24 protein-coding genes and 1 tRNA gene are annotated in these 22,588 nt (G+C 46.2%); 16 read left to right on the top strand and 9 right to left on the bottom strand.

Going from position 1 to position 22,588, the window contains the following annotated elements; genetic code table 11:
* Positions 1 to 34: 34 nt before the first annotated feature.
* On the bottom strand, positions 35 to 1,633 hold the full coding sequence (locus WJT86_RS02790) for an ABC transporter substrate-binding protein (protein WP_407066893.1): 1,599 nt from the start codon (positions 1,631 to 1,633) through the stop codon (positions 35 to 37).
* 493 nt (positions 1,634 to 2,126) lie between these two features.
* Here WJT86_RS02790 and WJT86_RS02785 point away from each other — a divergent pair, with 493 nt between their 5' ends.
* The 3 genes from WJT86_RS02785 to bluB are packed head-to-tail and all read left to right on the top strand — an operon-like array spanning position 2,127 to position 3,922.
* Positions 2,127 to 2,510, top strand: coding sequence for a CidA/LrgA family protein (locus tag WJT86_RS02785; protein WP_346335964.1), 384 nt, complete (start codon positions 2,127 to 2,129; stop codon positions 2,508 to 2,510).
* Positions 2,507 to 3,232, top strand: coding sequence for an LrgB family protein (locus WJT86_RS02780; protein WP_346335962.1), 726 nt, complete (start codon positions 2,507 to 2,509; stop codon positions 3,230 to 3,232). Before WJT86_RS02785 ends, WJT86_RS02780 begins: the two co-directional genes overlap by 4 nt.
* 27 nt (positions 3,233 to 3,259) lie before the next feature.
* A complete protein-coding gene (gene bluB, locus WJT86_RS02775; RefSeq protein WP_346335961.1) occupies positions 3,260 to 3,922 on the top strand; it encodes a 5,6-dimethylbenzimidazole synthase in 663 nt (220 codons plus the stop codon).
* A 67-nt stretch (positions 3,923 to 3,989) separates the two neighbouring features.
* Here bluB and WJT86_RS02770 read toward each other — a convergent pair whose 3' ends face one another.
* Both WJT86_RS02770 and WJT86_RS02765 read right to left on the bottom strand, forming a co-directional pair.
* A complete protein-coding gene (locus tag WJT86_RS02770; RefSeq protein ID WP_346335960.1) occupies positions 3,990 to 4,460 on the bottom strand; it encodes an Lrp/AsnC family transcriptional regulator in 471 nt (156 codons plus the stop codon).
* 289 nt (positions 4,461 to 4,749) lie between these two features.
* Complete coding sequence (locus WJT86_RS02765) at positions 4,750 to 5,493, bottom strand: SapC family protein (protein ID WP_346335959.1); 744 nt, start codon at positions 5,491 to 5,493, stop codon at positions 4,750 to 4,752.
* 279 nt (positions 5,494 to 5,772) lie between these two features.
* Here WJT86_RS02765 and WJT86_RS02760 point away from each other — a divergent pair, with 279 nt between their 5' ends.
* Genes WJT86_RS02760 through WJT86_RS02750 form a run of 3 tightly spaced genes read left to right on the top strand, consistent with a single transcriptional unit; the run spans position 5,773 to position 8,190 of the window.
* On the top strand, positions 5,773 to 6,165 hold the full coding sequence (locus tag WJT86_RS02760) for a tautomerase family protein (RefSeq protein WP_346335958.1): 393 nt from the start codon (positions 5,773 to 5,775) through the stop codon (positions 6,163 to 6,165).
* A 23-nt stretch (positions 6,166 to 6,188) separates the two neighbouring features.
* Entirely contained in the window at positions 6,189 to 7,343 is a 1,155-nt protein-coding gene (locus tag WJT86_RS02755; protein WP_346335957.1) for an alpha-hydroxy acid oxidase, read from the top strand.
* A gap of 25 nt (positions 7,344 to 7,368) precedes the next feature.
* Complete coding sequence (locus tag WJT86_RS02750; RefSeq protein ID WP_346335956.1) at positions 7,369 to 8,190, top strand: D-hexose-6-phosphate mutarotase; 822 nt, start codon at positions 7,369 to 7,371, stop codon at positions 8,188 to 8,190.
* 63 nt (positions 8,191 to 8,253) lie between these two features.
* Here WJT86_RS02750 and WJT86_RS02745 read toward each other — a convergent pair whose 3' ends face one another.
* Positions 8,254 to 8,787 (bottom strand): invasion associated locus B family protein, encoded by a 534-nt coding sequence (locus WJT86_RS02745; RefSeq protein WP_346335955.1) that lies wholly within the window; start codon positions 8,785 to 8,787, stop codon positions 8,254 to 8,256.
* 253 nt (positions 8,788 to 9,040) lie between these two features.
* Between WJT86_RS02745 and WJT86_RS02740 the strand changes: the two genes are divergently transcribed.
* From WJT86_RS02740 to WJT86_RS02710, 7 genes are all read left to right on the top strand, one after another.
* Complete coding sequence (locus WJT86_RS02740; protein ID WP_346335953.1) at positions 9,041 to 10,336, top strand: NAD(P)/FAD-dependent oxidoreductase; 1,296 nt, start codon at positions 9,041 to 9,043, stop codon at positions 10,334 to 10,336.
* The gene (locus WJT86_RS02735; RefSeq protein WP_346335952.1) at positions 10,333 to 11,187 is read left to right on the top strand and encodes a DUF1365 domain-containing protein; all 855 of its coding nucleotides are present in this window, start codon (positions 10,333 to 10,335) and stop codon (positions 11,185 to 11,187) included. The genes WJT86_RS02740 and WJT86_RS02735 overlap by 4 nt, the downstream gene beginning before the upstream one ends.
* A 4-nt stretch (positions 11,188 to 11,191) precedes the next feature.
* Positions 11,192 to 12,463: a cyclopropane-fatty-acyl-phospholipid synthase family protein gene (locus WJT86_RS02730; RefSeq protein WP_346335951.1), complete on the top strand. Its 1,272-nt coding sequence runs from the start codon at positions 11,192 to 11,194 to the stop codon at positions 12,461 to 12,463.
* A gap of 93 nt (positions 12,464 to 12,556) precedes the next feature.
* A complete protein-coding gene (locus WJT86_RS02725) occupies positions 12,557 to 13,186 on the top strand; it encodes a sigma-70 family RNA polymerase sigma factor (protein ID WP_346335950.1) in 630 nt (209 codons plus the stop codon).
* Positions 13,186 to 13,863: a ChrR family anti-sigma-E factor gene (locus WJT86_RS02720; protein ID WP_346335948.1), complete on the top strand. Its 678-nt coding sequence runs from the start codon at positions 13,186 to 13,188 to the stop codon at positions 13,861 to 13,863. The genes WJT86_RS02725 and WJT86_RS02720 overlap by 1 nt, the downstream gene beginning before the upstream one ends.
* A gap of 97 nt (positions 13,864 to 13,960) precedes the next feature.
* Positions 13,961 to 14,371, top strand: coding sequence for a DUF2177 family protein (locus WJT86_RS02715; RefSeq protein ID WP_346335947.1), 411 nt, complete (start codon positions 13,961 to 13,963; stop codon positions 14,369 to 14,371).
* Between the two features lie 25 nt (positions 14,372 to 14,396).
* A complete protein-coding gene (locus WJT86_RS02710; protein WP_346335945.1) occupies positions 14,397 to 15,170 on the top strand; it encodes an SDR family NAD(P)-dependent oxidoreductase in 774 nt (257 codons plus the stop codon).
* Here the strand turns inward: WJT86_RS02710 and WJT86_RS02705 are convergent.
* From WJT86_RS02705 to WJT86_RS02695, 3 genes are all read right to left on the bottom strand, one after another.
* Positions 15,167 to 15,913: an aldo/keto reductase gene (locus WJT86_RS02705; protein ID WP_346335944.1), complete on the bottom strand. Its 747-nt coding sequence runs from the start codon at positions 15,911 to 15,913 to the stop codon at positions 15,167 to 15,169. The two genes, WJT86_RS02710 and WJT86_RS02705, sit on opposite strands and share 4 nt — an antisense overlap.
* Before the next feature lie 3 nt (positions 15,914 to 15,916).
* Positions 15,917 to 16,528 carry an AraC family transcriptional regulator gene (locus WJT86_RS02700; RefSeq protein ID WP_346335943.1) on the bottom strand — a complete coding sequence of 204 codons (612 nt, stop codon included), beginning with the start codon at positions 16,526 to 16,528 and terminating at the stop codon, positions 15,917 to 15,919.
* An 82-nt stretch (positions 16,529 to 16,610) separates the two neighbouring features.
* Positions 16,611 to 19,664, bottom strand: coding sequence for an autotransporter family protein (locus WJT86_RS02695; RefSeq protein ID WP_346335942.1), 3,054 nt, complete (start codon positions 19,662 to 19,664; stop codon positions 16,611 to 16,613).
* 234 nt (positions 19,665 to 19,898) lie between these two features.
* Here WJT86_RS02695 and WJT86_RS02690 point away from each other — a divergent pair, with 234 nt between their 5' ends.
* Both WJT86_RS02690 and WJT86_RS02685 read left to right on the top strand, forming a co-directional pair.
* A complete protein-coding gene (locus tag WJT86_RS02690) occupies positions 19,899 to 20,393 on the top strand; it encodes a DUF3833 family protein (RefSeq protein ID WP_407066905.1) in 495 nt (164 codons plus the stop codon).
* 31 nt (positions 20,394 to 20,424) lie between these two features.
* Positions 20,425 to 20,823, top strand: a complete 399-nt coding sequence (locus WJT86_RS02685; RefSeq protein ID WP_346335940.1) for a hypothetical protein — start codon at positions 20,425 to 20,427, stop codon at positions 20,821 to 20,823.
* 67 nt (positions 20,824 to 20,890) lie between these two features.
* Here the strand turns inward: WJT86_RS02685 and WJT86_RS02680 are convergent, their stop codons facing one another.
* A complete protein-coding gene (locus WJT86_RS02680; RefSeq protein WP_346335939.1) occupies positions 20,891 to 21,454 on the bottom strand; it encodes a hypothetical protein in 564 nt (187 codons plus the stop codon).
* Positions 21,455 to 21,601: 147 nt separating this feature from the next.
* Positions 21,602 to 21,678 (bottom strand) — tRNA-Arg (locus WJT86_RS02675).
* Positions 21,679 to 22,090: 412 nt separating this feature from the next.
* Here WJT86_RS02675 and WJT86_RS02670 point away from each other — a divergent pair.
* A complete protein-coding gene (locus tag WJT86_RS02670) occupies positions 22,091 to 22,534 on the top strand; it encodes an organic hydroperoxide resistance protein (RefSeq protein WP_346335938.1) in 444 nt (147 codons plus the stop codon).
* The last annotated feature ends 54 nt before the right edge of the window (positions 22,535 to 22,588 follow it).

The raw sequence follows: 22,588 nt of genomic DNA, 5'->3' as shown, positions 1-22,588 counted from the left end.
TGCCGTCCCGCTGTTACTCAATGCTTACAGAGCCTTACTTGCCCTGAATGTCAACACCATAGAAGTAGTGACGTGAGAACGGGCTAAGCTTATAACCTGTCACCTCCTTGCGGATTGGTCCAATTTGAACCGCATGCGCAATGGTAAACCAAGGAGCTTCTTTTTTGAAGATTTCCTGAGCTTTCTTGTACAGTTCAGTACGCTTTGCCTGATCAGTGATCGTTTTAGCTTCAGAGACGTACTTCTGGAACTCCTGATTACACCACTTAGCAACATTACCGCCACCCTGAACGGCTGCATCACAGCCAAGCAGGTGGTTCAGGAAGTTATCCGGATCACCATTATCACCTGTCCAGCCGAACTGGCCAGCCATGTGCTCACCATTCTGCAAGCGCTTACGATACTCGCCCCATTCATAGGACTTGATCTCAGCCTTAACCCCAACCTTGGCAAGGTCAGCCTGCATCAACTCAGCAACACGACGACCATTCGGGTTGTAAGGACGCTGAACCGGCAGAGCCCACAGATCAATCGTAAGATCTTTCACGCCAGCTTCAGCCAGAAGCTTCTTTGATGCTTCCGGATCATATGGATCATCTTTCAGGTTTTCGTCATATGACCACTGGGTTGGAGGAATTGGATTTACGGCTGCAATACCCGTATCCATATAGACCGTTTCAACAATGGCCTTTTTATTCATAGCCATATTGAGCGCCTTACGCACGCGGACATCATCCAGAGGTTTCTTCTGCGTGTTATAGGCCAGATAACCGATATTCAGACCCGGCTGCTCAAGAATGGTGATATTTGCATTCTTTTTCATGGCTTCGACGTCAGATGGGTTTGGATATGTCATGACATGACATTCACCCTTCTGAAGCTTGGCCCAACGAACTGATGCATCTGGCGTAATGGCAAAGACGAGATCGTCAATTGCCGCTTTGCCAAGATAGTAATCTGGGAAAGCCTTGAAACGCACAATAGCATCCTTCTGGTACTGAACCAGATAGAACGGACCTGTTCCGATTGGATCTTGGTCAATACGCTCTGGCGTACCGGCCTTCATAAGAACATCTGCATATTCCTTGGACTGGATGCCAGCAAACTGCATCGCAATATTGGCAAGGAATGGAGCTTCCGGCTGGTTGAGAACGAAACGAACCGTGTAATCATCAACCTTTTCAATGGACTTCAGGAATTTATCCATGCCCATATCGTTGAAGTAGGTGTGATTGGATGAAGTGACCTTAAAATAAGGATTGTCTTCTTTCCACTGACGCTCGAATGTAAAGATGACGTCATCTGCGTTAAAGTCACGTGTTGGCTTAAACTGTTTGTTTGAATGCCACTTCACACCTTTTCTGAGATGGAACGTATATGTCAGACCATCTTCAGAAACATCCCAGCTCTCAGCAAGGCCTTCATTAACAACCTTTGTGCCACCACGTTCAAACGCTGTCAGGTTTGAATAGATGTGAACCATCACGTCAAATGACGTACCTGTTGTATTGATGCTGGGGCCAAAATTTTCAGGAGACCCTTCAGAGCAGTAAACGAGGGTTTTAGCTGAGGCGGCACTGGCCATCAGGAAAATAGGCAAGCAAATAGTAGCGAGGAGAGAAGACCGTTTCACGTTATATTCCTATGCTAGTTGCTGATCACGGAGAGTTCCGCAGAGAACCATATCAGCATTGAATTTTTTAAACGTCAATGGCGGGACACTGCCATTATCCATTTGAAAACCCTGCAAAATCTTTACTCATAAAAAGAAAAAACAACCAAAAGACAGAATAAAAACCTAAAAATCATTATATTTCAGACTATTACGACCTTAATTCTGCCTGCGGACCGTTAACTAGAGAAAGAAGTTTCTTCTTCAAGTGAGACGATAAGCTAATTTATGCGCCCGCATCAAATCAAGCTCCAGAGCAATGCTTTTATTAAAATAGGTAAATGGCGGAACGCAAAACAGCTCTCTCTGGATAGCCTGAGTTTTTTTTCAAATGCGTTCAAATGTTTATTTCAGGGTTGTCCTCTCAGAAAAATAGGCGCATTTAAACTCTTTCAGAATCACGATGCCCAAATCTTCCCAGCATCTAACGAAGAACAATCAACGGAATAAAACAATGCTTTTCGGTATTGCTGTTATTTTACTCTGCCAGCTTATCGGCAACATCACCTCTCATGCTTTCCAGCTTCCTGTTCCGGGGCCCGTTCTTGGTCTGGTTTTATTACTTGTCTTTTTATGGGCCCGGGATAATTTTGCTCCCGTATCGAGCAGTCCGGCCTATTACTCGGTTGAGAAAACCGGCAAGTATATTCTTGCCAATATGTCGATCCTGTTTGTCCCAGCCAGTGTTGGTATTATTCAGAAACTGGATATTTTTGCACATAATGGCTGGACTATTGCCATCGCCATTATGGCATCGACCATTCTTGCCCTCGCCGCCTCAGCTTATACCTTCATATTTGTTGCCCGCCTTGTCGGCTCCAAGGAGTCGGATAAATGAATACGCCTTCCTTTGATCTTTGGGTCTATCTGTCAAAAACACCTCTGCTGTGGCTAACCGCAACGCTGATTGCCTATGTTATTGCCGACTACATATCAATCAAATCAAACAGACATGCCCTGTTGCATCCTGTCGTCTTCTCAACGGCGGCTCTATGCGCAATTTTAGCTTTGACCAACACCCCTTATGAAACTTACTTTGAGGGTGCCCAATTCGTCCATTTCCTGCTGGGACCAGCAACTGTTGCGCTTGGCATTCCACTTTATGAAAACCGGGGCATTTTGAAACGCTCACTTCTGCCAATTTCGGCAGCACTGGTTGTTGGTGCCATAGTCGCAACTGGTGCAACACTGATTATTGCCAAGATGATGGGAGCCTCAAAAGAGCTGATGATTTCTCTGGCACCAAAATCCATTACAACACCTGTTGCCATGGGCATCAGCCAGACACTGGGCGGCGATGCAACACTGACAGCGACTATTGTCATGATTACCGGAATAACCGGCGTAATGATTATCGGCCCTCTTATGAGCCTCTGTCGTATTGATGACCAGCGCGCACGTGGCATAGCCGCAGGTATTGCTTGCCATGGTCTTGGAACAGCCTATTCTCTATCGCAGAGTCAGGTTGCAGGTTCATTTTCGGGAATTGGCATGGGAATATGTTCTTTGCTGACAACCGTTCTCGTTCCGCTATTCCTGAAAGCCATGGGTGTAATCTGACATAGTGATGAAAGGGGTCACGGGCACATGAATGGTTTAACATCTTTCGCTCAGCAACCTCCGAAGTTTGACGAAGAGTTTCAAGCCCATTTTGCCAATCTGATCGCATGGCGCCGGGATGTCAGGCGCTTTATCGAGAAACCCGTTCCGGAACAGCTGATCAATCATATTCTCGATATGGTTCAGCTCGCGCCATCAGTTGGCAATTCACAGCCATGGCGCTGGGTCAGCATTTCCAAGAAGGCATCACGACAAGCCCTGCGTGAGAACTTTAAGAAGTGCAATTCAGAGGCTCTGGCGAACTATAAAGGTGAAGCTGCTCAGCTTTATGCATCGCTCAAACTGGAGGGGCTGGATAAAGCACCTCTTCAATTCGCAATTTTCTGTGATCATGCAACCCCGCAAGGATCAGGTCTGGGCAGTCAGACAATGCCGGAGACACTTGATTTTTCAGTCAGTGGAATGATCTCGACATTCTGGCTCTACGCAAGGGCATTTGGTCTTGGCGTTGGTTGGGTATCTATTTTGAACCCTGAAGAAATCAAGGCCACACTAAAGGTTCCGGATACGTGGAAGTTAATCGCAGTTCTCTGTGTTGGCTGGCCGGAAGAAGAGCATATTGATCCGGAAATGGAACGATGTGGCTGGCAGTATCGTACAGAGGCGGGCCGTATCGTTCTTGAGCGCTAATAAAAGATAGGCGGGCCGAATACACGGGCCCGCCTTATCATAAAACTCTATAAATTCTCTCGACAGCTTACTTACGTACAGTCAAAGCACTTACAGGATAAGCTGTTGTCTGCTTAAGAGACTGAGATACAAAATTCGTTGTAATATCTTTAATCTGCAGGTCATCAACCAGACGCTTATGGAAGACATCATAGGCAGCACGATCTGGCATAACCAAACGGATTGAATAAGTATCTGCATCATCCAGCTGGAAGAAGTCCAGCACATAGGCTGTCCCGGAGACATCACTCACAAACTTTTTAATCTGGTCGGCTGACAGTCCTGTTGTCTTGACGGTAACAAGCACTGAAACCTTCAGGTTTAGTTTTTCTGGAGACGCAAGAGCCACACGTTTTGTAATATACCCATCGCGCTCAAGTCTTTGAACACGCTTCCAGCACGGTGTTGTCGTCAGATTAATCTGTGCCGCGAGAACCGCCAGAGAAATGCTCGCATCCTTCTGAAGTAAAGTCAGAATCTTTTTATCGATTGCATCCATTGAATTTTCTTTCCGCCGCGTCTGAAAAGAACAACGGCAACAGTGCGTCACTTTAAAAGTGACAATCCAGCAAGACCAAATTTAACGCTTCATTTTGAAGCTGTTTATTTTCACCAGAGGAACTCTTTCTGCCCTCCTGTTCTAAGAAATATATTCCACTCTATTTATTTCAAGTATATTTTTTCATAATTTAGTTGACAACAAGCTAAGCAGTTATCGTTTATATCAATAAATAACCTCCCTTCACCGGATAAGTTAAAGGGAAGTTATATGTAAAATAAAGTTTTAATTATGAATTCTCTGCTGATTTTCTTGCTTTATGGAGATCAAAAAGATTTGGCAAATTTGCAAGAGACATTAGATGCGCAAATACCCATCCAAGCTGGCCGGATTTATTTAATTTCTCCAATTCATCACCTGAGATTTTACTAAAAGCTTCTTCATCAACCATATACAAATCTTGAACCTGGAACAGCTGTCCATCTGCACTACGGATATCAGCAGATTTCTTTATTAATAATTTTAATCTATCAAGCTCTTTCACAAACTCAGCCGTACGCTGCATCTCAGCCGTAAAGCTGTTCATAAACTGCATCATCTCATCCAGAAATGGGCTGTTTGTCCCGTCTTCGTTAAATAGTTCACGCCCTTCTGTCTCACTCCAGCCTGAGTAGGTCGGGTCAATAGCGACAGCAAACTCATTATTCTTGCCATCTGTTTCAGCAAGAACGAATGGATAGCGACGAACGAATGCCGGCAGATAAGTATTGGCTTTCCAGTGGTTGTCTTTATCAACAAACTCATTATGCCCAACTTCCAGTCCAAGCAATAATATCGGCCTGAACTCTTTATTCTCTTCTACGAACACAATGGGATAATTCCGAGCGGCTGCATAAAATTCAGCACCAGCAACAGGCATCCAGTGAACCCCGGCTGCAAACGAAAAATCATTCTCGGTCTTCAGTTTTTTCTTCGCATGTGTTTCGCGGGATAATCCGACTGCTTCCTTATACAGCAACATAATAGTCGACATTTTTCTCTCCTGAGATTTATGGACGCTTCACTGGTGCTTACATCCCGCAAAAAGTTATCTTCTGCATGACGATCAGGATTCTAGGACAGACAATTTGAATATCAACGAACCCTTGAATCTGATTATCTATCTAAAATGATGATTGGCTAAATTGGTTCCTGAGAGGAAAAATTTATTTTTAATCTGTAAAAATATCTGGCTGCCAAATAGGCATGGCTTACAATACTCATAGCTTTTATTACAATGAGATAGCTTTCATAATTTTCAGGGAGAAGCGCAATGCCACTCGTCAGAATTGATCTTCATAAAAGCGCACCAGAAGGACTCGCCAAAATTGTTGGAGATGCCGTCTATGATGCTATGCGGGAGGTGGCGAATGTTCCTGCCGGAGATAAATTCCAGATTATTACGCGTCATGAATCCGGAGAGCTGGTTTACCCATCTGAAGGGTATCTGGGTATTAATTACTCAGAGAACATCATCTTCATCCAGATCATCTGGAATGCCGGACGTTCTGTTGACGTGAAGCAGAGTTTTTACCATTTAGTTGCCGATACAATCCATGCAAAAGGTAATATCCGGAAAGAGGATATTTTTATTAATCTCATCGACATCGCCAAAGAGAACTGGTCATTTGGCAACGGTGAGATGCAATATGCCCCAGAGAAATAAGAATACGACAAGAAAGACAGATCATGCTGTTTAAACCAGATCTCTCCAAAGTTACGTCCATTGATGACTTACGTACCATTGCAAAGAAACGTGTCCCGAAAGCTTTCTTCCAATATGTGGATCACGGCTCCTATACCCAATCAACTTTAAAGGCCAATACCCATGATCTGCAGCAGATACATCTGCGGCAGCGGGTTGCTGTGAATGTCGACAACAGGGATCTTTCAACCGACATTATCGGTGAAAAAGCTGCCTTGCCTCTGGCTCTCTCCCCCGTTGGCTTAAGCGGCATGCAGCATGGCGATGGTGAAATTCTGGCCTGCCGTGCAGCTCAGAAAGCCGGTATCCCGTTTTGCCTCAGCACAATGTCAATCTGCTCTATCGAAGACGTTGCAGCAGCAGTTGAGAAGCCCTTCTGGTTTCAGCTTTACGTCATGAAAGACAGGGATTTTATCCAACGCCTGATTGAGCGCGCTATTGCAGCAAAATGCAGTGCCCTCGTTTTAACACTCGACCTGCAAATTCTTGGGCAGCGGCATTGCGACGTTAAAAACGGCATGACTGTGCCACCCAAGCCAACCCTTGCAAATATTCTTGATATTGCCACCAAACCTGCATGGGCATTGAGCGTTCTCAGAGGAAAACGCAAAACATTTGGTAATCTGGCTGGCCATATCAAGGGCGCCAATAATGTTATCTCGCTTTCAAAATGGACAGCCAGCCAGTTTGACCCGACCCTAAACTGGAATGATGTTGAGTGGATTCGTAAATTATGGCCAGGCAAACTCATTTTAAAGGGCATTGCTGACGCAGAAGACGCAAGGATTGCAGCTGGCCTGGATGTTGCAGCGATTGTTGCTTCCAATCACGGCGGCAGACAGCTGGACGGTGTATCTTCAACGATCTCCCTATTACCTGAAATTGTAAATGCCGTGCAGGGTAAAACCCAAATTCTATTCGATAGCGGCATTCGCTCAGGTCAGGATGTGCTGCGCGCACTGGCACTGGGTGCAGATGCCTGCATGATCGGACGCTCCTTTGCATATGGTCTTGGAGCTGCAGGGGAAGCGGGTGTTTCTAAAGCGATTGACATCATCGCCAAAGAACTCGACACCTCAATGGCACTGACTGGTGTGAGCCGGGTTAAAGACATCACGTCAGATATCATTCGCAAATAAACTCTCAAGCTCCTTCAGGAAAACGATGCTGATACCATCCAGTATACCCACAATCAGGATTACCTCTCCTGAAGGAGATGAAGCTACGGTTAGTTTGTTTGGCGCTCATGTCCTATCATGGAAGACAGCTGATGGCCAAGAAGAGCTTTATCTTTCCGAGCATGCAGATTTTTCCAGGAATAAAGCCATACGTGGGGGCATTCCAATTTGCTTCCCGCAATTTGCAGATCATGGCCCTGGTAACTTCCATGGCTTTGCCCGCACCATGATGTGGCATTACGTTGATGACGGAAAGCCTTCACAGGCCCGGTTCCGTTTATCAGCAACAGAAGAGACCCTTTCTCTCTGGCCCCATCTTTTTCAAGTTGAACTACTTGTTGCTCTTACCGAAAATCAGCTTTCCGTGATGTTACAGGTCACAAATACCGGACAGAAGGATTTTGAGTTCACTGCTGCCTTACATAGCTACTTCCGTATTTCCGATATTGCTCACGCCAAAATAAATAATCTGTCGGGAACGTCTTATTTGGATAAGATCGACAGCCTGACTAACCAGATAGAAACACGACAAGCCATTACCTTTTCCGGAGCGTGTGACCGTATCTACTATGATGCACCCGACACGCTTTATCTTCACGATCAAAAACGCCAGTTGCTTATTCAAAGTAAAAATATGCCAGACACTGTGCTTTGGAATCCCGGCCATGAAGGCAGCATGAAAATGGCTGATATGCCGGATGAAGATTATAAATTCATGGTGTGCGTTGAAGCTGGTCAGATTAAATCTGCAATCACTTTGAAACCAAATGAAACATGGGCCGGATATCAGATCATAACGGCCTTATAACCTGAATAGAAAAGCCCCTGTCAGTTACCTGACAGGGGCTTTTCTAAGATTAAACTAAATCTCTTATTTCTCGCGAGCGAGTGTATCCAGAGCCTGGCTCAGACCCTTTGTAGCAGCATCAAGCTTAACTTCCTGACCAGCCTGATTGGTGTAAACAAGGAAGATTTTCTCGCCAGCTTTCTTGAGAGCGGCAACCTGAGCGTCTGTCAGATCAGCAACAGCAGAACACATCTGTGGCTGGCAAGCTGCATACTGCAGATCAATGAGTGCCTTGTCATCAGCGCCTGCCAGCTTAACTGGCTTGTTGAGCTGAGCTGCGATTGGGAGCTGAACAGCTGCGCGCATTGTCTTTTCTGTCATGGCACGGCCAACAGCGATAACAGCGGCAACGCCCTGCTGCTTTGTCTGCTGATCCTGAACAATCAGAGTGGAGCGAACTTCACAAGCCTTGAGTGTCTTGTTGTCCTTATCCGTCTGAGTGCTGCAGTTCATCAGCCAGTTATCGAAAACTGTTGAGCTGTTTGTCTGCTGCTGAGCAACAGCAGGAGAAGCAAGAACGGCCAGAAGCGAAATTGCAGGCAGAATACGACGATACATAGTTTGTTCCTTATTTAACGCCGTATCCCGGCGCAGAAGATTAACGAATCTAATGGTAAAATATTTAAAGGTTCTTTTTCAGTGATCAAGAGCATGACAGCTAAAATCTGTCATTAGCTGGTGCTTTATGCCCTTAAATCAAGAAATTAAGCATAAAATAGACTCTGCAGATGAACCTTACATGAAAAAATCATTTTTCTAAAACCAAAACCCTCTTCCGTTCGTAACAGATTCAATACGGAGGTTTTAGGAAATGCGCATTGCCATTGTTGGAACAGGTATAGCAGGAAACGGAGCTGCCTGGGCCCTCTCCCATAACAAAAACATTGATCTGACAATCTTCGAGCAAGAAGGACGTCTGGGCGGGCATAGCGCAACGGTTGAGGTTGCCAATGCCAAGACGTCAGTCGCGGTTGACACGGGTTTTATCGTCTATAACGAATTAAACTACCCGCACTTCACCAATCTGATGTCCCATCTTGGTGTCAGAACACAAGATTCTGACATGAGCTTTTCCCTATCAGATGAGGCCAGTGGCCAAGAATGGTGCGGAAGATCGCAAAATGTCTTGAGCGGACTATTCGCGCGCAAGCAAAACCTATTCTCTCCATCCTTTATGAATATGTTGCTGGAAGTCAGGAAGTTTGGAAAGACAGCAATTAAAGATCTGGAAGAAGGCAGGCTGACAGGCCTATCACTTGGTGAATACCTTGATGAAAGTCACTTCTCCAAAGAGCTGCAGGATTATTATCTTATCCCGATGGGAGCCGCTATCTGGTCAATGCCCATCACAAGAATTCCGGATTTTCCGGCGGAAAGTTATGTAGCCTTTTTCAGAAATCATCATCTGTTGCAGTGGGACAGACCTGTCTGGCGTACTGTTTCCGGCGGCAGCCGAGAATATGTTAAAGTGCTGACCCAGCCTTTTGCGGATAGAATTCGGAAAAACACGAAAGTTATCAGTATCCGACGGGATACTGATGGCGTCATCCTCAAAACTGAAGATGGTAAGACAGAAAAATTTGATAAGGCCATCATCGCAACTCACTCAGATCAAGCTCTGATAATGCTTGAGGATTCAAGTGAAGCAGAACAGCTTATCCTTGGTTCAATCAAATACCGCTCCAATGATGTCATCCTGCACAAAGATCAGCGGCTCATGCCACGGCGTAGAGCTGCATGGGCATCTTGGAATGTTCATCAAAGTCTTCAGAGACAAGAAGATCTCTGCGTTACCTACTGGATGAATATCCTGCAGGATATTGACAAGACGTTTCCACTATTCGTTACGTTAAACCCAGACAGAGATATTCCAGAAGAACATGTATTCGGGCGTTTTTCATATGCGCATCCGCAATTTGATGCCGCCGCCATGACAGCCCAGACCAGACTGAATGACATTCAGGGTAAACGGCATATATGGTTTTGTGGTGCCTGGACTGGATATGGTTTCCATGAAGATGGTCTGAAATCAGGCTTTGACGTTGCACGCGCACTTGGCGGAATCATCCCCTGGGAGCAAAGCCCTATGCTGGAGGCCGCAGAATGATGAAACCCGGTTTGAAGAGTAGCCGCAATCCTTTGTTCGATGCCGTATCTCTGTATCCGGGGAAGGTAATGCATGCGCGCCTCAAACCTGTTGGACACCGTTTTAGCTATCGTGTTTTTTATACATTGATTGATCTCGGGCGCCTTGAAGAAGCCAACCGGCAGTGTTGGCTCTTCTCTGTTGATCGCTTTAATCTCATCAGCTTTCATCAAAAAGATCACGGTGATGGCAACCACTCTTCTTTAAGACAATATGCCATAGACGTATTTGCCAAGCAGGGTCTCGACATCGCAGGTGGTCAGGTCTTTCTCCTCGCCTACCCGCGTATCCTTGGCTACACATTCAACCCAATCGCAATCTATTATGCCTATGATTGCGAACATAAGCTCAAGGGTCTGATTTACGAAGTCTCCAATACATTTGGGCAACGTCACAGCTATGTCGTGATAATCCCGGATATTGAAGAATACCCTGACTGGATACGCCATTCCTTTGACAAGAATTTCTATGTTTCTCCGTTTATGGAAATGGGAATGCGTTACAACTTCCGCATTACCCCCCCGGAAAAACATCTGAAAATCCATATTCTTGAAACAGAGAATACAGCCCCAACACTTGTTGCAACATTTTCAGGGGAACGGCAGCCGATGCGCATAAGATATATTCTCTGGCTGACCGCGACACTCCCCCTGATGCCAGTCAAGGTTATATGCGGAATCCATTGGGAAGCTTTGAAGCTGTGGCTCAAAGGTATCCGCTTTCATAAAAAGCCGCCTCCGCCAGTCAGCTCAGTCAGTTACGTCTCTCCACCTCAGGAGAAATCTCGTTCTCCTCAGAAGTTCATAGGGTAGCATCATGGATACCTCAACAACACCTTTCGCAGGAATTGTTTCATCTCCTTCTGACAGTTTCAAACGGGTGACGCTCGAAACTTTTCGAAATGCCACACAGGGGATTCCGCTTACAGCACGCCTTGTCTTGCGTCTTGCCCTCAATATTAAAGCTGGCAAACTGACTGTTGTTCTGCCCAACAGACAAACTCTTTATTTTGAGGGTTCTGAAAGTGGCGTTGAGGCAACTCTGGTCATCCATGATTACAAGTTCGCAAAACGATTGCTGATCGGTGGTGACCCGGGTTTTGCAGAAGCTTACATTCGCGGCGAATGGTCCAGCCCTGACATCACCTCTTTCATCAGATTATTCTGCTCAAATCATGAACTCGTAGGCAGACTTTCCAGCAGCATATCCCCCCTGCACTGGGCACAGAGATTAAGACATTTTCTCAATAAGAATACGAAATCAGGATCGCGGCGGAATATTCACGCCCATTATGATCTCGGCAATCGTTTTTATGAGTCATGGCTGGATCGTTCCATGACATATTCTTCGGCTCTTTTCACCAGTGACACGGAAGACCTCTTATCCGCACAGCATAATAAATATGCCAATCTGGCAAAAATAACGGGAATATCTGCCGGTGATAAAGTACTGGAAATAGGATGTGGCTGGGGCGGCTTCGCTGAACATGCAGCTATGAATTACGGCTGCACTGTTAAGGCGGTTACAATATCACGCGAACAATATGAATTCGCATCCCGGCGAATATTTGAAGCCGGTCTCGCTGATAGGGTCGAAATCGCCCTGTGTGATTACAGGGACATACAGGGTCAGTACGACCGTATTGTTTCAATTGAAATGTTTGAAGCCGTTGGCGAAGAATTCTGGAATAGTTTCTTTGCCAAACTTAATACTCTTCTGCATCAGGGCGGAACAGCCGGAATGCAGGTCATTACGATCAAAGATGATATCTTTGATACCTATAAACAGGAAATAGACTTTATCAGGCACTACATATTCCCGGGCGGTATGCTGCCAACTCCAGATATTATGGAGAAACTGGGAAAAGAAGCAGGCCTTCCGCTTCTCAGGAAACAGGCTTTCGGAACAGACTACGCAAGGACACTTTCCATATGGCGTACACAGTTTCATGAGGCCTGGCTGGATATTGAAAAACTTGGATTTGATGAACGCTTCCGCAGGCTCTGGAACTATTACCTTCATTACTGCGAAGCAGGGTTCTTATCCGGAAACATTGATGTTCATCAGCTTGTCTATCAAAAGTCATAAAGTCACTTTTGGCAGTTTCTCCCGTGAAGGTACCTTAAAGTCTAGACTTAGCAAACTTATCAGACGCCCTATAATTGAGAAGACAGCAACATTATGAATGGATTGATACAGTTCATTTGCTACAGCAAAATACGGGAGTATGCTCTGATCAACCTGCAAGCCCCCGAAAGGCTAAGCCATAACGCAGACTTCTCTTCGGATTTGATTGCCATTGCACGCAATCAGGATCGACAGGCATTTCAACGCATTTTTCTACACTTTGCGCCACGGATTAAAACATATCTTCTTCGCTTAGGCGCCCCGCCATCTCTTGCTGAAGATATTACGCAGGACACATTAGCTACCATCTGGCATAAAGCTCACACATTTGACCCGAATAAAGCAGAACCATCCAGCTGGATTTTCAGAATTGCCAGAAACCGCAGGATCGATCTTGTCCGCCGTGATCGGTATGACGAAATAGATGAGGAAGCTATTGTACGCATAGAAGATGAGGAGATAGATGCAGAGACTGTCATCATTCGCTCACAGCGAAAACATGCGGTTGAAACGGCATTCAAGATTTTAGACAGTGAACAGATCAATCTCATTCACTTATCCTTCTTCGAAGAAGCATCTCATAGCGATATTGCCTCGCAACTAAAACTACCCATCGGGACGGTTAAATCTAAGATCAGAAGAGCAATGCAGATTATTCGTGCACAGCTGGAGGGAGAGGTCTGATGCTTATCAATCACCACCCCAGCGATGCTCTCATTATGGCATATACATCAGGTTCACTTAATATGGCTCTGGCCATAGCCGTTGAAACGCATATAGCACTCTGCCCCGATTGCCTCCAGACAATGCGAAACTGGGAAACTGTTGGCGGAACGTTATTAGAAGACATTGAACCCACAGACTTAGACCCAGATGCTCTTGAGGCAACTTTTGCACGTATCGAGCGGGCGAAAGAAAAAAAACAGATTACGTGTGAGCCTATCGCACGTTCAACCCACCCGGAGAAGCAGGAGTTTGTCTTGCCCGGGCCTTTGGCACGGCGGCTCGGATTTTATACGATTGATGAGAAAAAGTGGCGTTGGTTTGCACCTGGAATTGAATCCATCGCTATTGTTCCTCCGGAAAAAGGCGCAGGCAGAACAGACTTATTCCGCATTCAACCGGGAACAAAGCTCGTTGAGCATGGGCACCATGGAACAGAACTGACACTTGTTCTAAGTGGCAGCTTCAATGATCGAGGAACAACATATAAAGCTGGCGAACTGTCTGAGATTGATGAGGACATCGAGCACCAGCCATATGTTGACAGCGACGTCCCCTGCATCTGTCTGGTCGCTATTGGAGCGCCTATTCGGTACAAAGGTTTTGCTCGACTTCTCCAGCCTTTATTCCGGTATTAATTGCATCCATTCTTCTGATTGGCACGTATCTCTTAGGAGCGCGTTCAAACTTATTGTTTGTGTCATTACCTATCGTGCCATTTAAGGAGTATGTGACGTGAAATACTATCTTTTTATTTATCTCAGCACGTTCATCATATTTCTTGCCATTGATATGATCTGGTTAGGCTTCGTTGCCCGTGACTATTATCAGACCCAGCTTGGCAGCCTCTTGCTTGATAAGCCACGCCTGTTATGGGCCGCTGCATTTTATTTATTATATGCTGTTGGCATTGTCATATTCTGCATCACTCCATCCCTTAAAGATAACAGCTGGCAACATGCCCTGATTATGGGTGCCCTATTCGGTTTCATTGCCTATGCAACATATGACCTCACAAACCTTGCAACTCTGAAAAGCTGGTCTGTTAACCTGTCATTGGTTGATATGATCTGGGGTGCATTCCTGACCGGGATAACGTCGCTCAGTGTTTATGGTCTAGTCAGCTTCTTGTTTGGAGCAAAATGAAGCTCGAACATTCTAAGGGAAAATCATGTCCGACCGCCTTACACCAGAAGATGGACTTGTTTGGATTACAGGTGCAAGCTCGGGGATTGGTCGCGCCTTAGCACTTGATTTCTGCCGCCGCGGCTTCACCGTCATTGCAACAGCCAGAAATGAGAGCATGCTTTCTGAGCTTTCAGCATCGGCTACAACGTCCTCCGGCAGGATTATTCCAGCCGCATGCGACATAACAGAGGCCAAGGCCATCAATCATCTGATACAGGGTATTGAAGCTCAATACGGCCCCATCAATTTAGCAATTCTCAATGCTGGGATATACATACCGGTTAAAGGCTCGGATTTTAAGCCGGACATCTTTCATAAGACATTTTCAATCAATCTTGGCGGTACCGTAAATTGTCTTGCCACGATTTTACCGGGCATGAAACAAAAGGGTAAGGGCCATATTGCAATCACCGCTTCTGTTACGGGTTACGCCGGGCTTCCGTTGTCTTCAGCCTATGGGGCCACAAAAGCCGGACTGATCAACATGGCAGAGAGCCTCAAGTTCGATCTTGATCAAATGGGAATTAAAATTCAGATCATTAATCCCGGCTTCGTTGAAACACCGGCAACTGCTGGTAATGACTTCCCCATGCCATTTATTATTACACCACAAAAGGCGGCAGATTATATCTGGCATGGGCTGCATAGTAATGGCTTCGAGATTACTTTCCCGAAAAGGTTCACCTATCTCCTGAAGCTTTTAAAGCTCCTGCCTTACTGTCTGTATTTTCCGCTTATCAAGAAGAAGACCCTTTAGGCAGACTGGCTGAAAGCTTCATAGTTTTCGGTCAGATGTTTGACAGAAGACGTACCTGTCAAAATGATACCGGATTGCATCTGTTCTCTTATAAAACGGAAAAGATCACTCTTACTAACCTCATCCGCTGCCAGAGCACCCATTGCAAGTGGTCGATTGATTATCGGCTGCATATGGTATTGCTTCAGCAGTGCAAAGATTTCACCAAGCCCAGTTGCAGTCTTGTTAAACGGAAACTGCAGATAGTTATAGAAGCCGGCTTTGCATGCCTGTAGCGCCGTAGTCGTATCACTGACTGAGGCCCCAAAGGTTTTCACACCATAACTGCGCGCCAGTTCAAAGGCTCTGACAACATCATTCGCTGCAACATTCTCGACAGTTGCTTTATGCAGCTGCAGAAGATCGATACGCCCTAATCGCTTCATACTCTGATCAAGACTCCGTGCGAGTGCATCATAGCCATGATCAACATAAGACGTTCCAGTCTCGAAATCCCAATGTTCACCTATCTTTGTTGCAATGGTGATATCATCCTGAGCAATGCTCTTTCCAAACAAGGCTTTTCCAAAAATACTTTCACTGGCTCCATAGGCAGGTGCCGTATCAAAAAAACGAATACCCAACTGAAAGGCCGTCTCTATCAGATTAATCGCCTGCTCTTCTGCAGGAGGTTCAACCTGACGCGCACCCCAGACACGGCCAATAGAAAGCAGCCCTAAACCGAGTTGAATATGATTATCCATAGCTTAGGCCTTCGGGTGGTAGACGGTCTGGAGTTCAAGATTGTCAGATGAGAAACGGCCGTCACCGACAATGACATGACCAACGGGCACAGAAAGTCCGCGCGCAATACCATGACCTTTTAAAAGACCAGCCCGCAAATCAGGGTCTGGCTCACGAAATGACTGCCCGCTTTCAAGCCGACAGCTGTCAGCAGTGAGGGCACCAAGAAGCTGGCTGCCACTGCCCAGAATGGTATTCCCAAAAACAGAAACCCCATTCTGATAACGCCCATAATCCCCGATCAGGATTTCAGCATCAGGCCGGTTGGTTTTTGCCGTAAAACCGCCCTCACCTATCAGATTGTGCGAGCCAATCTGGATAGGGCCAGTCAGCGCTTCAATCTGCGTATTACTGAAGAAGGTATTATCATCTCCGATAGTCAATATTCCATCATTACGACAAATCAGACTGACACAGGGAAAAATCGTATTCCCGCTTCCGATCTCTACTGAACTGGAAATCAGAACTGAGAACGGATCAAAAATAATGTTCCCCCGAGCAACAAGCTCTTCAATTTCAGAAATCATCATCAAGCCATTCTGGCGACGAATCTCATCTAGAAACTTGGGGTACATACGGCGCTCCTCAAAAAAATGCCACCTGAATTCAGGTGGCACTTTATCTATTAGCTTTTGAATATGCTCATAAAAAGATATTTCAGAAGGTTACACGTAACCCCAGATTACCACCATAAGAATTCTTCTTCTCACCACCAATGTTCTTGGAATATGAGGCAGCGGCATAAAGGCTGATGGCTTCAGACAGCTGGGTAGAGAAACCTCCATTAACTTCAACCCATGTTCCCTTAAGATCAACATCCAGATTGGTTGTATTGAAGACCGTTTTACTCTTCGAAGAAAAGCTATGCCACAGGCTCACACCCAGAAACGGTTTTACAGCGAGAGAGCCAAGCACCACATCTCCTTCAAGTCTGGCACCAATACGTCCCGTAAATGAGTTGAAGTTTCTGTAATTGATGACACTGTATGGATCCGTATTTGAATCCATAGAAATACGCTGCCAGATAATCTGGGCCATTGGCTCAAGCACCCAGCTCTGCGAAAGTTTAATCGGATAGCCTGTCTCCAGAGAAGCGGCCCAGCCTGTACCACGGGTATCATCACCAATACCCCTCAAGGATCTGGCTTTACCGCTATACCAGCTGTGCATCAGTACGGCATCAACATACCAGCCAGCGGCCGCAACCCGTGTCCAGTAAGCTCCAAGGCTGTCACTCTTCAGATTTGCCGTACCGGAACGGTTATTGCGTATACCTGAGGTATAACCATAGACATCACCATCCATCTCGGCATGGCTGTAGAAAATACCAAAGCGGTCCCTGCTGCCATCAGAATGATCAATGCCGTAAAGGTCTAGGCCTGCCTGAAGTCCCCATAAGGTTCCATCAAATTTGGGGGCAGCATTAAAACTGTAACCGGGAACCTGTGCTTTCCATTTCTCATCGGTGCTGCCACCAAAAACACGGGCCCATCCAGCCGGCGTTACCCCATTCCCCTTCAGCAACGACTGGTCACCCTGTCTGCGGTGGAATGTATCCAATGTTGCCAGTCCAAGCTGCTGGGCCAGAACAGGTGTCATGACATAGTTTGCAGCCTCTGGTCGAATAAGGAGAATGGCATCTTTTCTGCCACCACCAGACCCCGAGCCACCAACACCTGTTCCGATAGTACCACCGCCAGAGCCACCTGTACCACCGCCCGTGCCGCCTGTACCACCGCCCGTGCCACCTGTACCACCGCCCGTGCCGCCTGTACCGCCACCCGTGCCACCTGTACCGCCGCCTGTACCGCCTGTGCCACCGCCAGAACTTCCACCACTACCTGGGTTCCCACCATCAGGAGGGAATGGTGGTGCTGGCACATTGCCAGGATCTGGTATCTGGAATACTGCATTTCGCAGGAACCAGCTGTCCTGACTGCCAGCACTCGTACCACCACGAAACAGCTGATATTCAAACATACCGGCAGCAACAGTATTTCCTAAAGAGAACGCTCCTGCTGCCGTTGTAGCGCCATTGGCAGCATCAACAACCCTGATACCATCACCAGTTGTGACGCTACCCTGACCACCAACATTGGTAATGTAGAGTTTTGTTGAACCGGTGCCGCTAGCGCCATTGCCACTGATGACCAACTGGTCCGAGGGTGAGTTATCAGCTCCCAGAACTGTCTGGAGATCAATTCGGCCGTTCTGGCCAACATAATTGCCGTATACGACAAAACGGTCGGTCGCATTCGTATTATTGTTTGTCAGGTCAATCGTACCGGCATTGGTGACATTCACCAGCGCCCCATTCGTAAACGGTGCAACACTATGGGTTCCGTTCCCGGCAAAGACGGTACTTGTCGCATCAATAGATAGCTTTCCTGTTCCCGTTTCTGCATCGCCCAGCTTTAAGGTCGCATAATTTGCGAATGTCAGCTCTGAGCCATTGGTCAGATCAAAGACTTCCCAATTGACATAACGATCAACACCATCCGCTTTCGTGTTGTCCCAACGGAGAAAGTCATTACCCAGCCCACCATCGATACGCATTCCTGTTGTCAGGTTCTGGGTCGTAAGATTTTGGAACAGGGCATAATCATCACCCGTATCCATTGTCAGGCCGGCTGAAATATTCCCGCCACTCCATGTCAGTTCATCGTTGCCTGGACCTGCATTGTATGATGTCGAAATGAGCCCTCCGGTAATCTGCGAGACATCATCGCCTGTACCAAGTAAGATCTGCCCGTTGATGACACCGCCAAGCATGTTAAAGGAGTCATTTCCTGCTCCCAGATCAATGGTACCCTGAATTATATCCTGAACCGTTCCCTTTGGCCGGTTGATCAGAATATCAATACCCGATCCCAAAGTAATATTGTTGCTGATCAGGCCGGTATTATCGATGAGATTGGAACCACTACCCGTACTGACGATATCACCATGGATGGTGCCTGTCTCACGGTTGAAAATTGCGTTGCTGCTATTTCCGGTAAAAGATAACCCGTTATTGATGGTGCCGGAGTTATCAATCTGGTTATCGGGTGATGAGAATGCACTTGTCGTACTGATCTGCGCATTCTGGCGATTGATCACTGTATTGGAAACCGTTCCGACCAATGTCAGGCCATTATTGAAAAAGCCTGAGTTATCAATCAGATTTGTGGCACCCGTTATGCTGACAAGCCCGTTTACGCTGAGCCCCTGCCCAATGTAGAGCTCATTATTCCCATTACCTGTAATGGTAATTGGGCCATTGAGCTGCCCATTCTGGCGGATAATGATGGTACCGTCACCACTTCCAACAACACCTCCATTGAGAGTGCCATTATTGTTGAGCGTTTTCGTAAAGCCGGCAACACCAATCATCTCGACAGATGTTGAGCCATCCTGAATGGTACCAAAGTTATTGATTGTGCTGTCACCTGTTCCGGAAACCTGCACGCCAACCCCGGAGCCCTGCACCGTTGTGCCACTCTCAACATTGACAGTCACTGCTGTATTTGTCGGCGCAATATATGGTGTCCCGATATAACCACCACTACAGGTCACGACATTCCCGGCTCCCATTACGCATTGCTGCGCCTGCGCGGTCTGCACACCTCCCATCATGAGAAGTGCAGAAACACCACCCAGCAAAAGAGTTTTTGAATTTGAGAGATGAGATTTACTGGAGAGTCTGAAAGCTCTGAAGAAAGAGCGGGTCATAAATACACCTGACGATTAATATATGAACGCATATAATTAGGGAACTAGAACAGTTTACTTTCACTTCAAGCATAACGGTTAAGATAACTGATTATTTAATTAGATGCGCAATAAATGACATTATTATTGTGTAATTTATAAGATACCTCTCATTAAATAATCTTGTTGCGGTAATCCAAACCCACGCAAGAACCGTAGACACTTTATAGTGATCTATGGAGACAGAACATGCTGATGAGCCATTCATTACGCGCCATATTGAGTTACTTGGTACTCTCAATATTTATTGTAAGTGCCAAAGCTTCTGACTTCACGCTGGAAGGCTATTTTAAGGGAAAAACCTATGCCACCGGCACTTTCAGTGCGATTAACGGGGTGAAACGTAATTTTACAGTAACGCTGCACGGCAGATGGCGACACGAAACTCTGACACTACGAGAAGACTTTGTATTTGGAGATGGAACAAGAGAAACCAAAACCTGGCGCTTCAGAAAAATAGAACCGGGTCTCTACCTTGGTACCCGGGAGGATGTTGTCGGAGAAACGGTTGTCAGAATTGAAGGCCATAAGGCCCGTTTCTCATATCTGGTTAATCTCTCACCGGACAATCAGGTACGGTTCCATGACACAATGGTTTTAAATGGCGATGGTACCATTGAGAATACAGCCTGGGTCACCAAATATGGCTTCCCGGTGGCGCGAACCCGCGTGAACTTTACACGGCTATAGCATTACAAAATGGCATTCAGGGAGAGCCCCAATGCACCGCATATGGAATACCCTTCTTATCGCTGGAATTATCGGAATTGCGGCATCCCAGCCCACAACCGGTAAGGCTCACTCGCTGACAGGCGAGCAGATTAAAAATCTAATCAGCAATAGAACCGTTTCCCTAAGTACTCCCTTTGGGCTGTCGCTGCCTCTCTTTTATAATTCCAACGGAACCGTATCTGGCGATATCTCAGGTTTTTCCCTGGCCTCAGCATTCGCACCAAAAGAGCAAGGCCGATGGTGGATTGACGGCAACACCATGTGCCAGCAATGGCCCACCTGGTACAAAGGCCGCCGCTTCTGTTTCAGGATCAGCAAAATTTCAGACAACAAAATCCAATGGCAGCGCGATGACGGCGCGACAGGAACCGCGGTTGTGCAGAGGTGAGGGCATTATACACATAATGCTTTACAATATATTGCAACAATCAAGAAAAATAATGAAATTGAATAAATTAATTTCTATTATTTATAGAAAGATAATTCCGTATAAATTCAAAATACTTATCACCTTTCCAGCATTCTTCTTTATCATTCAGAATATATTGCAAATCTTCGTTCACTAAATTTCGAATGCGTAAAAAATCAAGTTTGGCAGGCTCAACATTGGGAGTCGTTTTGGCTGTCTCGTGTATTGCAACCATTATAGCATGATGCAGAGTAACCATTACCAGCTCATCTGCCGTACCATAATATGGAGCAATAATATCCTGCTCTAACCATGATAACCCGGAGATATAATGCTTACCCAACGGGCTTACGTCTAAAGGACTGCATTTCAGTAATTTAGGCCACTCTTCTAATGCCCTATTCAGATAGATTTCAAATTTAAGTTCAGGATTATTAATTGGCTCGGCTTTATAGGTATCAGCGTTTTTATCTAAGCCACCCAGCTCCCATATTTCGCCGTTCCTCTTATTTTTCTTTACCCCCTTTGGGCCATTTATAAAATATGTTGGCTCAGTATCAGGTGTATCTCCAATAACCTCATCTGAATTCGCATTTTCAAAATATGACACTTGCCCCTCCAGATAAGATCAGTACCAATAGTTTTTCTCAACGGATTTAATTTCTTTAATTTAAATAATACAAGCGTCCACTATGAAGTGATAGTACCCCAACAAAAAAGGGCTCAGTCGCGTTCGACTAAACCCTTTACAAAATATTGGCGCACCCGACACGATTCGAACGTGTGACCTTTGCCTTCGGAGGGCAACGCTCTATCCAGCTGAGCTACGGGTGCTTTTGAAGTAAGCCGCTCTTCACTAGCTTATTATCAGCAGGCGGGCAACAGGCCCATGCAAGAAATCCAGATACCATTTATACCTTGCATGAAAGATGACCTGACACACCATACTCTCAGCCCACAAGATACTCCGCAAACTTATGAAAATTTGGTAACAGCTACGGAGCGCAGTTGTTGAGGCAGAAATCGAGATATACTCATCTGGACGCAAAGATAATCGCACCTATCTCTCAAACAGATAAGATATTCAGGGCTGTCACCGTAAAGTGACAACGAGCACCGCCAACCGACATTAATTAATGTCGGTAATTATTACCGGAATATAATCGTAAACGGAAACCGAATGCGCATGACTGGCCCAGATATCTGGCCACCATCTCTGCGTCAGACCATTTAACAGGAGGAAACCATGCCTGCATACACCATCAAGCCACTTGTCACCGCAACTGCAATGAGTACCGGAGGCCGTAACGGGCACTCGGAAACGACCGACCACTCGGTCAGCGTCAATCTTTCCGTACGTAAGGAAATGGGTGGACCTGGCTTACCGAATACAACGACACCAGAGCATTTGTTTGCCGCCGGTTATGCAGCCTGTTTCGGCGGTGCACTTGAGTTTGTTGCCAGTCAGCACAAAAAGGATGTTTCAGGGAGTGTTGTTACCTGCGCAACCTCTGTTGGGCCACGTGAAGGTGGTGGTTTCGGCATCGCCGTAAAGATGCATGTAAAAATACCAAACCTGCCTACCGCAGAAGCAAAGGTACTTGTTCAGGAAACCCATGACAATATTTGCCCCTACAGCCATGCGACTCGGGGGAATATTGATTTTGCACTGGAAGTCGAAGGTGCCTGAGAAAGGTATGCACCGGGGGCCTGGCCCCCGGTTTCATATATTATCTAAGCAGCT

Source organism: Hohaiivirga grylli, assembly GCF_039655745.1.
Taxonomy (GTDB): domain Bacteria; phylum Pseudomonadota; class Alphaproteobacteria; order Rhizobiales; family Beijerinckiaceae; genus Hohaiivirga; species Hohaiivirga grylli.
The sequence above is the reverse complement of the archived record's forward strand: the minus strand, read 5'-3'. Positions and strand labels throughout refer to the sequence as shown.

Excerpts from the sequence above, each read along its gene's own strand:
- WJT86_RS02690 (WP_407066905.1), top strand. The coding sequence starts at position 19,899 with ATGAGCCATTCATTACGCGCCATATTGAGTTACTTGGTACTCTCAATA.
- WJT86_RS02765 (WP_346335959.1), bottom strand. The coding sequence starts at position 5,493 with ATGTCGACTATTATGTTGCTGTATAAGGAAGCAGTCGGATTATCCCGC.
- WJT86_RS02770 (WP_346335960.1), bottom strand. The coding sequence starts at position 4,460 with ATGGATGCAATCGATAAAAAGATTCTGACTTTACTTCAGAAGGATGCG.
- WJT86_RS02710 (WP_346335945.1), top strand. The coding sequence starts at position 14,397 with ATGTCCGACCGCCTTACACCAGAAGATGGACTTGTTTGGATTACAGGT.
- WJT86_RS02760 (WP_346335958.1), top strand. The coding sequence starts at position 5,773 with ATGCCACTCGTCAGAATTGATCTTCATAAAAGCGCACCAGAAGGACTC.
- WJT86_RS02670 (WP_346335938.1), top strand. The coding sequence starts at position 22,091 with ATGCCTGCATACACCATCAAGCCACTTGTCACCGCAACTGCAATGAGT.
- WJT86_RS02730 (WP_346335951.1), top strand. The coding sequence starts at position 11,192 with ATGGATACCTCAACAACACCTTTCGCAGGAATTGTTTCATCTCCTTCT.
- WJT86_RS02705 (WP_346335944.1), bottom strand. The coding sequence starts at position 15,913 with ATGGATAATCATATTCAACTCGGTTTAGGGCTGCTTTCTATTGGCCGT.
- WJT86_RS02720 (WP_346335948.1), top strand. The coding sequence starts at position 13,186 with ATGCTTATCAATCACCACCCCAGCGATGCTCTCATTATGGCATATACA.
- WJT86_RS02735 (WP_346335952.1), top strand. The coding sequence starts at position 10,333 with ATGATGAAACCCGGTTTGAAGAGTAGCCGCAATCCTTTGTTCGATGCC.
- WJT86_RS02725 (WP_346335950.1), top strand. The coding sequence starts at position 12,557 with ATGAATGGATTGATACAGTTCATTTGCTACAGCAAAATACGGGAGTAT.
- WJT86_RS02700 (WP_346335943.1), bottom strand. The coding sequence starts at position 16,528 with ATGTACCCCAAGTTTCTAGATGAGATTCGTCGCCAGAATGGCTTGATG.
- WJT86_RS02750 (WP_346335956.1), top strand. The coding sequence starts at position 7,369 with ATGCTGATACCATCCAGTATACCCACAATCAGGATTACCTCTCCTGAA.
- bluB (WP_346335961.1), top strand. The coding sequence starts at position 3,260 with ATGAATGGTTTAACATCTTTCGCTCAGCAACCTCCGAAGTTTGACGAA.
- WJT86_RS02785 (WP_346335964.1), top strand. The coding sequence starts at position 2,127 with ATGCTTTTCGGTATTGCTGTTATTTTACTCTGCCAGCTTATCGGCAAC.
- WJT86_RS02755 (WP_346335957.1), top strand. The coding sequence starts at position 6,189 with ATGCTGTTTAAACCAGATCTCTCCAAAGTTACGTCCATTGATGACTTA.
- WJT86_RS02780 (WP_346335962.1), top strand. The coding sequence starts at position 2,507 with ATGAATACGCCTTCCTTTGATCTTTGGGTCTATCTGTCAAAAACACCT.
- WJT86_RS02685 (WP_346335940.1), top strand. The coding sequence starts at position 20,425 with ATGCACCGCATATGGAATACCCTTCTTATCGCTGGAATTATCGGAATT.
- WJT86_RS02740 (WP_346335953.1), top strand. The coding sequence starts at position 9,041 with ATGCGCATTGCCATTGTTGGAACAGGTATAGCAGGAAACGGAGCTGCC.
- WJT86_RS02745 (WP_346335955.1), bottom strand. The coding sequence starts at position 8,787 with ATGTATCGTCGTATTCTGCCTGCAATTTCGCTTCTGGCCGTTCTTGCT.
- WJT86_RS02695 (WP_346335942.1), bottom strand. The coding sequence starts at position 19,664 with ATGACCCGCTCTTTCTTCAGAGCTTTCAGACTCTCCAGTAAATCTCAT.